This window comes from Protofrankia coriariae, assembly GCF_001017755.1.
GTDB lineage: Bacteria > Actinomycetota > Actinomycetes > Frankiales > Frankiaceae > Protofrankia > Protofrankia coriariae.
Genome location: NZ_JWIO01000006.1, coordinates 256,631 through 266,174 on the forward strand (window position 1 = coordinate 256,631; position 9,544 = coordinate 266,174).

At 68.6% G+C, this 9,544-nt stretch carries 8 protein-coding genes, 1 pseudogene and 1 riboswitch (1 of these 10 only partly in view); of the genes and pseudogenes, 5 read left to right on the plus strand and 4 right to left on the minus strand.

The window, feature by feature from the left end; translation table 11 throughout:
* Positions 1–249: pseudogene (locus FrCorBMG51_RS30715) on the minus strand (glucosyl-3-phosphoglycerate synthase); the annotation flags it as partial.
* A gap of 32 nt (positions 250–281) precedes the next feature.
* A riboswitch (SAM riboswitch) is annotated at positions 282–399 on the plus strand.
* A 9-nt stretch (positions 400–408) separates the two neighbouring features.
* Between FrCorBMG51_RS30715 and thrC the strand changes: the two are divergent.
* The 5 genes from thrC to FrCorBMG51_RS06445 all read left to right on the plus strand — a co-directional run bounded on the left by thrC (position 409) and on the right by FrCorBMG51_RS06445 (position 6,952).
* Positions 409–1,683 carry a threonine synthase gene (thrC, locus tag FrCorBMG51_RS06425; RefSeq protein ID WP_047222144.1) on the plus strand — a complete coding sequence of 425 codons (1,275 nt, stop codon included), beginning with the start codon at positions 409–411 and terminating at the stop codon, positions 1,681–1,683.
* 1,004 nt (positions 1,684–2,687) lie between these two features.
* On the plus strand, positions 2,688–2,987 hold the full coding sequence (locus tag FrCorBMG51_RS06430) for a helix-turn-helix domain-containing protein (protein ID WP_476742119.1): 300 nt from the start codon (positions 2,688–2,690) through the stop codon (positions 2,985–2,987).
* Between the two features lie 557 nt (positions 2,988–3,544).
* Positions 3,545–5,167: a chaperonin GroEL gene (gene groL / locus FrCorBMG51_RS06435; protein WP_047222145.1), complete on the plus strand. Its 1,623-nt coding sequence runs from the start codon at positions 3,545–3,547 to the stop codon at positions 5,165–5,167.
* Positions 5,168–5,436: 269 nt separating this feature from the next.
* Positions 5,437–6,303, plus strand: a complete 867-nt coding sequence (locus tag FrCorBMG51_RS06440) for an LURP-one-related family protein (RefSeq protein WP_047222202.1) — start codon at positions 5,437–5,439, stop codon at positions 6,301–6,303.
* Positions 6,304–6,361: 58 nt separating this feature from the next.
* On the plus strand, positions 6,362–6,952 hold the full coding sequence (locus FrCorBMG51_RS06445; protein ID WP_047222146.1) for a Uma2 family endonuclease: 591 nt from the start codon (positions 6,362–6,364) through the stop codon (positions 6,950–6,952).
* A gap of 84 nt (positions 6,953–7,036) precedes the next feature.
* Here FrCorBMG51_RS06445 and FrCorBMG51_RS06450 read toward each other — a convergent pair whose 3' ends face one another.
* The 3 genes from FrCorBMG51_RS06450 to FrCorBMG51_RS06455 all read right to left on the minus strand — a co-directional run.
* Complete coding sequence (locus tag FrCorBMG51_RS06450; protein WP_047222147.1) at positions 7,037–8,683, minus strand: DNA repair helicase XPB; 1,647 nt, start codon at positions 8,681–8,683, stop codon at positions 7,037–7,039.
* Between the two features lie 343 nt (positions 8,684–9,026).
* Positions 9,027–9,299 (minus strand): hypothetical protein, encoded by a 273-nt coding sequence (locus FrCorBMG51_RS33020; RefSeq protein ID WP_052914409.1) that lies wholly within the window; start codon positions 9,297–9,299, stop codon positions 9,027–9,029.
* A protein-coding gene (locus tag FrCorBMG51_RS06455) for a helicase-associated domain-containing protein (RefSeq protein ID WP_476742123.1) crosses the window boundary here: on the minus strand, positions 9,256–9,544 show its final stretch. The gene runs 1,814 nt beyond the window's last position; the window shows 289 of its 2,103 coding nt (coding positions 1,815–2,103); the start codon falls outside the window, past its right edge — the gene reads right to left on this strand; the stop codon is at positions 9,256–9,258. Before FrCorBMG51_RS06455 ends, FrCorBMG51_RS33020 begins: the two co-directional genes overlap by 44 nt.

The window sequence follows — 9,544 nt, forward strand, 5'->3', positions numbered from 1 at the left end:
GGCGGCCGCCTCGGAGGCGGTCGCGTCCACCGACCCCGGATCGATGACGACGATCTCGTCGACGAGAGGCACCGCGGCCATAAGATCGCGGCGGAGCGCCGAGACGATCGCGCCGACGGTGGCCGCCTCGTTCAACGCGGGCAGCACCACGCTGATCGGCCCTGCCTTACGGGCCAGTAGTTCCCCTGGTGAGAAGTCCCGCCCGTAGTACGTCCTATGCTCGAACCAACGGTATACGTCAGACCGCACACGGACTACAGTACGGACTGACAACCGCATACGGCTCATCCAGAGGGGCAGAGGGACCGGCCCAGTGAAGCCCCGGCAACCACCCGCATCAGTGCGCGGCAGGTGCTAATTCCGTCCTGAGATGCATCCGGCTCTCGGGAAAGATGAGGAGTTTCACAGATGACAGTCGCTCCCGAGCGCGTCGCAACGATCAGCCCGGACGTCGTCAATCCCGCGGTTTCCCTGTCGTGTCGCCACTGCGGCGCCACCTATCCGCTCTCCCCGACGCATGTCTGTATCGAGTGCTTCGCCCCGCTGGAGATTGCCTACGACGACTCCGTGCTACGCCGGGTCACCCGGGAGTCCATCGAGGCCGGTCCCGCCAGCCTGTGGCGCTATGTCGGGCTGCTGCCCGCCGGCCACGACCCCGCGCGCCGGGTGTCGCTCGGCGCGGGCTGGACGCCGCTGCGCCCGGCCCCCCGCCTCGCCGCCGAGCTCGGGATGCGGACACTGTGGGTCAAGGACGACACCGCGAACCCCACCCACTCGTTCAAGGACAGGGTCGTGTCGGTGGCGCTGTCGGCCGCGCGCGAGCACGGGTACACCACGGTCGCCTGCGCGTCCACCGGCAACCTGGCCCAGTCGGTGGCAGCGCACGCCGCGTCCGCCGGGCTACGTTCGGTTGTGCTGATCCCGCATGATCTGGAGGACGGCAAGACCGTGTCGACCGCCGTCTACGGCGGCACGCTGGTCGCGATCGAGGGCAACTACGACGACGTCAACCGCCTGTGCAGCGAGCTCTCCGGCGAGTACGAATGGGCGTTCGTCAACGTCAACGTGCGGCCGTTCTACGCCGAGGGCTCCAAGACGCTCGGCTACGAGGTCGCCGAACAGCTCGGCTGGCGGCTGCCGGAGCAGGTCGTGGTGCCGATCGCGTCCGGGTCGCTGCTGACGAAGATCGACAAGGCGTTCGGTGAGCTCGGCCGGCTCGGCCTGGTGGAGCCGACCCCGCACCGGGTCTTCGGCGCGCAGGCGCAGGGCTGCAACCCGGTCGCGGCGGCCTTCGCCCGCGGGGCGGACACGGTCGCACCGGTGAAGCCGTCCACCATCGCCAAGTCGCTGTCGATCGGCAACCCGGCGGACGGCCCGTACGCCCTCGACGTGGCCCGTCGCACCGGCGGCGCGATCACCGACGTCACCGACCCCGAGATCGTCGAGGGAATCCGCCTGCTGGCCCGGACGGAGGGTGTCTTCGGCGAGACCGCCGGCGGCGTCACCGTCGCGTGCCTGCGGCGGCTGCTGCGCGAGGGCCTGCTCGACCCCGACGCGGAGACCGTCATCTTCAACACCGGCGACGGCCTGAAGACCCTCGACCCGCTGATCCCGACAGGCCGGCCGACCGCGACCATCCGCCCGTCCCTGGCCGCCTTCGAAGCCGCCGGCCTCGGCGACTGACCCCGACCGCCCAACACCCTCCGCAGGATCTTCCGCTATTCAGCACCGCCGACATCTCCGGGACGACGCAAACGGCGGCGCGGCCACCTGCCCGCGCCGCCGTTCCGGCAGACCACTGAGAAGAAGCCCGTGTCGATTCATTCCGACAACTGGCCGGTAAAGCCAAGATTGTGGACACCGAACCGGAAGACGAGAACTTCGTTCACTTTCGCCTGCCCGGGGGCCGCTTTGAACATGGCCGAGGCCTGCCACTGACGGCAGCTTCCGAACTCGCGGCCCGACGAAAGAATCGAGCTGGGCTCCCCTTCGAGTCGATGAGTATCGAACCATGTCCGCCTCCTGCGATCTCGACAGCTTCGAGCGGCTCGGGGACACCCTGGGAGTCAACACCCAGCCCATAGTGATCGACGGATTGGTCCGCTATTCCGAAGACGAACGACACGCGGAACCCAGAAACAAAGATCTGTGGATCGCGGGGACCTCACGGTCGTCGACGAGCACGACGCGGCGGCCTGGTTTCAATCCGGCTCGGATTTGTAGATCGCGGGGACCGCTGTCCGAATTGTACCCCGTCTGAGCTGGGGGTTTGCAAGATCCAACCACAACCTCCTTTTGAAGATCTTTTAGATCATGGTGAGATGATCTAAAAATTCTGTGCCGTTGCAGGTCAGGATACATGTCGATCTCTCACCACAACCTCCCGGGTTCGTCGGCGTGTCGGAGGTTGTGGTGGATGATCTCCCTGGGGCACGCGTCTGTCCGTCCGGATCGGGTGCCGGGGACCCTCCGGTGCCGGATCCGGACAGGCCGATGGAGCGCATGCCGATGGTGACACCTCCGCGACTTCGCTTCGACAGCCGTGGCGTGGCCATCCCCGCGAGCACCTCCACGACCGACACGGACGACTCCCATGATCCCACCGCCGTCCCCTTCCCGGATACCACCATGCCCGGAAGCGGCGCCGGCCTGTCCGCACCTCATGGAAACCACACGAGGAGGTGGCGATGGCCCGCACCATCCGTATCAACGGCATCGACGTCCCCGTTATCAACGGTGATCTGATGCCGATCGTCGTCGACATCGACGTGATGCTGGCCAGGCGGAAGATGTCCGTGGGCGAGCTCGCGGACCGCGTAGGGATCACGCCCGCCAACCTGGCGGTACTCAAGAACGGCCGCACCAGGGCAGTGCGCTCCGCGACGCTCGCCGCGCTCCGCGAGGTGCTCAGGTGCCAGCCGGGCGACCTGCTGCGCTGGGAGGCCGAGGACGCCACGGACGGACGACGTGCCCCATGGCGGGCGTGAAAACGCCTGGCACCACCGGCCCGTGACACGGCACATGGACCGCATGGACATGGATCGCCGATCACCCGCAGCACCGTCCCGGCCCCGTTGGGTAGATTCAGGTTGACCTGTACCGCACCGTCCTGGTCGGCGATCGCGACGTGCGAACGTGCCCCAGCACCGCGAACCCCCGTCCTTCCAGCGCGCAACGGCGGGGGTTCGTCGGTGGGCGGGCAGCCAGGGCTTCGCCGTAGTCGCTCGACGCCCGCGTGGCGATCTGCCAGTTCGACGGAGTTCTGGGCACGTGACCGGCACGGGGTTCACCGATGGTTCACGGGCCGGACGATGGCATGCGGCCGGCGCGCGGCCGCCACCTGGCCGGGCCCGTGGCGGGCCGTCCGGCCGTGCGGCGCAACGGGGGGCGAGCTTGCACTCACCCACCTCGAGTGCTAAACAGGAGCTGGCACTCACCCGCTTCGAGTGCCAGGGCTGAGCGACGAGGCCACCGGGCCGTCCGTCGCGGGCGTCGTCTTGGCCAGGCCATTGAACAGCCATTCCCCTGGGAGGACCACGACACCATGCCGAAGATCATTGCCTTCGATGAGGAGGCACGGCGCGGCCTGGAGCGCGGCATGAACCAGTTGGCCGACGCCGTGAAGGTCACACTCGGCCCGAAGGGCCGCAACGTCGTTCTGGAGAAGAAGTGGGGCGTCCCCACGATCACCAACGACGGTGTGAGCATCGCCAAGGAGATCGAGCTCGAGGACCCGTACGAGAAGATCGGTGCGGAGCTCGTCAAGGAAGTAGCGAAGAAGACCAACGACGTCGCCGGTGACGGCACCACCACCGCGACGATCCTCGCCCAGGCACTGGTCCGCGAGGGTCTGCGCAACGTGGCGGCCGGCGCCAACCCGCTGGGTCTGAAGAAGGGCATCGAGGTCGCGGTCGAGCGCGTCTCCGAGGAGCTCTCCAAGCAGGCCAAGGAGGTCGAGACCAAGGAGCAGATCGCCTCCACGGCGTCCATCTCCGCGGGCGACCCCGCGATCGGCGCGCTCATCGCCGAGGCACTGGACAAGGTCGGCAAGGAAGGCGTCGTCACCGTCGAGGAGAGCAACACCTTCGGCCTCGAGCTCGAGCTCACCGAGGGTATGCGCTTCGACAAGGGCTACATCTCGCCGTACTTCGTCACCGACGCCGACCGTCAGGAAGCCGTCCTCGACGACCCGTACATCCTCATCGTCAACAGCAAGATCTCGGCGGTCAAGGACCTGCTCCCGCTGCTGGAGAAGGTCATGCAGGCCGGCAAGCCGCTGGCGATCATCGCCGAGGACGTCGAGGGCGAGGCCCTGGCCACCCTGGTCGTCAACAAGATCCGTGGCACCTTCAAGAGCGTCGCGGTGAAGGCCCCCGGCTTCGGCGACCGCCGCAAGGCCCTGCTCGGTGACATCGCCATCCTCACCGGTGGCCAGGTCATCTCCGAGGACGTCGGCCTGAAGCTGGAGAGCACCACGCTCGACCTGCTCGGCAAGGCCCGCAAGTTCGTCGTCACCAAGGACGAGACCACGATCGTCGAGGGCGCTGGCGACCCCGACCAGATCGCCGGCCGGGTCAACCAGATCCGTGCCGAGATCGAGAAGTCGGACTCCGACTACGACCGCGAGAAGCTGCAGGAGCGGCTGGCCAAGCTCGCCGGTGGAGTCGCGGTCATCAAGGTCGGTGCCGCCACCGAGGTTGAGCTCAAGGAGAAGAAGCACCGCATCGAGGACGCCGTCTCCAACGCGAAGGCCGCGGTCGAGGAGGGCATCGTCGCCGGTGGTGGCGTCGCGCTGCTGCAGGCGTCGGTCACCGCCTTCGAGAAGCTCGACCTCGCCGGTGACGAGGCGACCGGAGCGAACATCGTCCGCCTCGCCCTGGAGGCGCCGATCAAGCAGATCGCCTACAACAGCGGTCTTGAGGGCGGCGTCGTGGTCGACAAGGTCCGCCACCTGCCCGCCGGCCATGGCCTGAACGCGGCCACCGGCGAGTACGTCGACCTGATCGGCACCGGCATCATCGACCCGGCCAAGGTCACCCGTTCGGCGCTGCAGAACGCCGCGTCGATCGCCGGGCTGTTCCTCACCACCGAAGCCGTCATCGCCGACAAGCCGGAGAAGAACCCGGCCCCGGCCGCTCCCGGCGGCGGTGGAGACCTCGACTTCTGAGGCCTACAGCCTGAATACCGAACAAACCGGATAAAAGGGGCGGTCCCAATGGCGGGACCGCCCCTTTGTCATGCCTCTGTCGTTTGTCATACCTCTGTCGTCTGTCGTGTCATGTCCCTGTCGTGCCTGGGACATGGCTGGACGGCGGTGGCGGCGGTTTACCGACCATGTCGGGCATACTCGCGTGAAGCGTCGATTTCGGTGGGGTTACCGCTGCCACGGGTTCGTGGTGGGCCGCGAACAGCACCATGACCGGGAGTGTGTACGAGATGACCCAGACCACGCCGCCGGCCGGCTGGTACGCCGACCCGTCCGGCCAGCACGGCTTCCGCTACTGGGACGGCACCACCTGGACCGACCAGGTCAGCGACGTGCCATCGGGACAGCCGGAATCACCGGGCAAGACGGCGCCCGCCCAGGGCTGGGGAACTCCACAGGGCTACCAGAACGCGCCGGTACAGACCAACTACACACCGGACCGCGTCCAGCGCCAGGTTTCCGAAGGCGCGGGTGTACGACCCGTCCACGGTGGCGGCGGGACGCTTTTCACCGAACCGGTCCTGGTGGTCAACCAGAAGACCAAGCTCATCGAACTGACGAACGAATATGCCGTGTTCGACCAGGCCGGCAACCAGATCGGTTCGGTTGTCGAGGTCGGCCAGAGCGCGCTGAAGAAAGCAGTGCGGTTCGTCAGCTCGCTCGACCAGTTCTTCACCCACCGGCTTGAGGTGCGCGACAGCGCCGGCGTGGCCCATCTGGTCCTCACCCGGCCGGCGAAGGTCTTCAGGTCACGTGTGATCGTCACCCGGCCGGACGGATTCGAGATCGGCCAGATCGTCCAGCAGAACATCTTCGGCAAGATCCGTTTTGCGCTGGAAACCGGCGGGACGCCCATCGGAACGATCAAAACGGAGAACTGGCGGGCGTGGAACTTTTCGATCGTCGACCACGGCGGCACCGAGATCGCCCGGGTGACGAAAACCTGGGAGGGGCTGGCCCGCACCCTGTTCACCACCGCTGACAACTACGTCGTCCAGATCCACCGTCCGCTGACGGATCCGCTGCGCAGCCTGGTGGTCGCCTCCGCGCTCACCATAGACACCGCGCTCAAGCAGGACTCCCGCGGCCTCGGCTGACAGCGGTACGGCAAAGAACATTTAGACAGTCTCCGGGTCACAAGGCACCATTACTGGCGTGCCTTCTCCCGGCCCCGCGACACGCTCGCTCCGTCCCGTCCTGACGCTGCCCGCGCCGCCGCTCACCGTGACGGACCTCGACGAACTCGCGCTCGACCCCCGCTTCGAGCTGGTCGACGGGATGTTCGTGGTCCGCCCGTGGCCGACGCCGCTGGAAACCCGGGTGACCAAACGCCTGGTCCGGCTGCTCGTCGAGGCCACCCCGGCCGACATGCGCGTCCACACCCGTGACGTCAGCGTCCGGATCGAGCCGCGCAGCGAGGTCGTCCCCGACATCGTCGTGGCCGCCGCCGGCGACGACGACCGCCCACAGCGGATCACCGGTCTGCCGTTGCTGGTCGTCGAGGTCGCCGAAGCCGGCAACCGCCGCTACGACCGGACGCTCAAGTTCGACCTCTACCGTGACCACGGCGTGCCCGACTACTGGCTGGTCGATCCGGACGGCCCGCGCATCGACGCCTACCGGCTCGTCGACGGTGCCTACGTACCGGCGGCATCCGCGACCGGAGACGAGGAGCTGACAGTGATCACGCCGGTACCCTGCACGATCATCCCAGCCACCCTCGTGGACCCACCAAACCCAGAGTAACCATACCCAGAGTAACCACCGGACGGTTACACAGGGCCAGACGATCAGTCGGTATCGGACGGTTGGCCACCCGGGGCCGGACGGTTACGCGGGATCGGGGATGTCGTCAGCGTCCACGATCATGTAGACGTACCCCTGCTCGGTGAGGAAGCGCTGGCGGTGCGCGGCGTACTCCTGGTCGATCGTGTCCCGGGAGACCACGGTGTAGAAGTGCGCGCCCCGGCCGTCCGCCTTCGGGCGCAGCACCCGCCCGAGCCGCTGCGCCTCCTCCTGGCGTGACCCGAACGTGCCGCTGACCTGGATGGCGACCGCCGCCTCCGGCAGGTCGATCGACACGTTCGCGACCTTGGAGACGACCAGCGTCCTGATCTCCCCGGTCCGGAACGCCTCGAACAGGCGTTCGCGCTCCCGGTTGCGGGTCGACCCCTGGATGACCGGGGCGTCGAGCAGCTCGCCGAGCTGGTCGAGCTGGTCGAGGTAGGCACCGATGACGAGCACCTGGTCGTCGGCGTGCCGCTGCACCAGACGGCGCACCACCGCCCGTTTGCTGTGGGCGGTGGCGCACATGCGGTAGCGCTCCTCCGCCTCGGCGACGGCGTAGGCCATCCGCTCGTCCTCGGTGAGGGTCACCCGCACCTCGGTACATTCGGCCGGCGCGATCCAGCCCTGCGCCTCGATCTCGCGCCAGGGGGCGTCGTACCGCTTGGGGCCGATCAGCGAGAAGACGTCGCCCTCCCGGCCGTCCTCGCGCACCAGGGTTGCGGTCAGGCCGAGCCGGCGGCGGGACTGGATGTCGGCGGTCATCCGGAAGACCGGCGCCGGCAGCAGGTGCACCTCGTCGTAGACGATCAGCCCCCAGTCGCGGGCACCGAACAGCTCCAGGTGCAGGTACTCGCCCTTACGGCGGGCCGTCATCACCTGGTAGGTGGCGATGGTGACCGGCCGGATCTCCTTGCGCTCGCCGGAGTACTCGCCGATCTCCTCCTCGGTGAGCGACGTGCGCCGCAGCAGCTCCGAGCGCCACTGGCGGCCGGCGACGGTGTTGGTGACCAGGATCAGGGTGGTGGCGCGGGCGTGCGCCATGGCGGCGGCCCCGACGATGGTCTTGCCGGCACCGCTGGGCAGCACCACCACGCCCGAGCCGCCCTCCCAGAAACCCGCCACCGCGCCCTTCTGGTAGTCGCGCAGCTCCCAGCCGTCCTGGCGCAGCTCGATCGGGTGCGCCTCGCCGTCGACGTAACCGGCCAGGTCCTCGGCCGGCCAGCCGATCTTCAGCAGCGCCTGCTTGAGCCGTCCCCGCTCGGACGGGTGCACCGCGACGCAGTCGTCGTCGAGGCGCGGCCCGAGCATCGGCGCGACCTTCTTCGACCGGACAACCTCGGTGAGCACCGCGCGGTCGACGGTGCGCAGCACCAGCCCGTGCACCGGGTCGTTCTCCAGCCGCAGCCGGCCGTAGCGATCCATGGTGTCGGCGATGTCGACGAGCAGCGCGTGCGGAACGGCGTAGCGGGAGAACCGGACGAGCGCGTCGACGACCTGTTCGGCATCATGGCCGGCGGCCCGGGCGTTCCACAGCGCCAACGGGGTGATCCGGTAGGTGTGCACGTGCTCGGGTGAACGTTCCAGCTCCGCGAACGGCGCGATCATGGCTCGGGCGTCGCCGGCCAGTGAATGATCGACTTCTAGCAGCAGGGTCTTGTCCGACTGGACGATCAACGGACCGTCGGTCACGTCTCACCACCCTTCCGAGGGCCTTCCGAGGGTTTCGGGATTTCCGAGGGGCTCAGGGTTCCCGAGGCGTCCGAAGGCTTCCAGGACGCCGATTTCACGGCGTCGCGTCAGGCGGACCGGCAAGCGGAGCAGACCGGCCGGCCAGCGGACACCGAGCGCGTCCGCCGATTCTCGCATGTTCGCCGGCGGTCCCGGGCAGGGCCGACGCCGCCGCCCGCGGCGGGCGTCGTCCGGACGATCCGGCCGCAGAGCGGCCCGGCCGCCGAAATCCGGTCATCGGGAGGCGAGGCGGGCCCGGCCGTTGTCAGGGCAGGTCGGGCTGTCAGGGCAGGTCAGGCTGTCGTCAGGGCAGATCGGAAATGTCCTCCGTGTCAAGCGGCCGTGGAGGCGCCTGGCTGGGCACCGCCGTCGGCGTCTCGGGGGTGTCCGTCCCGGCGGTGTCCACCGCAACGGGGTCCACGGCAACCGGGCCCACGCCCGCCGGCCCGGCACCGAAACCGGCTCGGGAGGCGGAAGCCGCCCTGAAACCGCCCGGCCCGCCCGGCTCGTAGAGCCAGGGGTAGCCGTTGATCTCACCACTCGGGAGTATGTCCTCCACATCGAGGACGCCGGTCACACGGTGTAACGCAAACCGCCGGGTCGCGCTGGTGCGCTGATCCCAGGCCGTGACCCAGCCACCCTCGACGGTCAGCGGGCGGACCACCTGGTCCCTGGGCGTCCCCTGCTGGTCGACGTATCCGAGCAGCACCCGGCGGCCAGCGCGGGCCGCCCCCTGCAGCGTCACCAGGATCAACGGCGCGGAGCGCACCATCCCGTCGGCCCCGTCGGCCAGCGAGCCGGCCGCGGCGGCGGCCGCCCGCG

Bases quoted from the DNA above. Each gene is read 5' to 3' on its own strand.
- thrC (WP_047222144.1), top strand. From the start codon at position 409: ATGACAGTCGCTCCCGAGCGCGTCGCAACGATCAGCCCGGACGTCGTC.
- FrCorBMG51_RS06430 (WP_476742119.1), top strand. From the start codon at position 2,688: ATGGCCCGCACCATCCGTATCAACGGCATCGACGTCCCCGTTATCAAC.
- groL (WP_047222145.1), top strand. From the start codon at position 3,545: ATGCCGAAGATCATTGCCTTCGATGAGGAGGCACGGCGCGGCCTGGAG.
- FrCorBMG51_RS06440 (WP_047222202.1), top strand. From the start codon at position 5,437: ATGACCCAGACCACGCCGCCGGCCGGCTGGTACGCCGACCCGTCCGGC.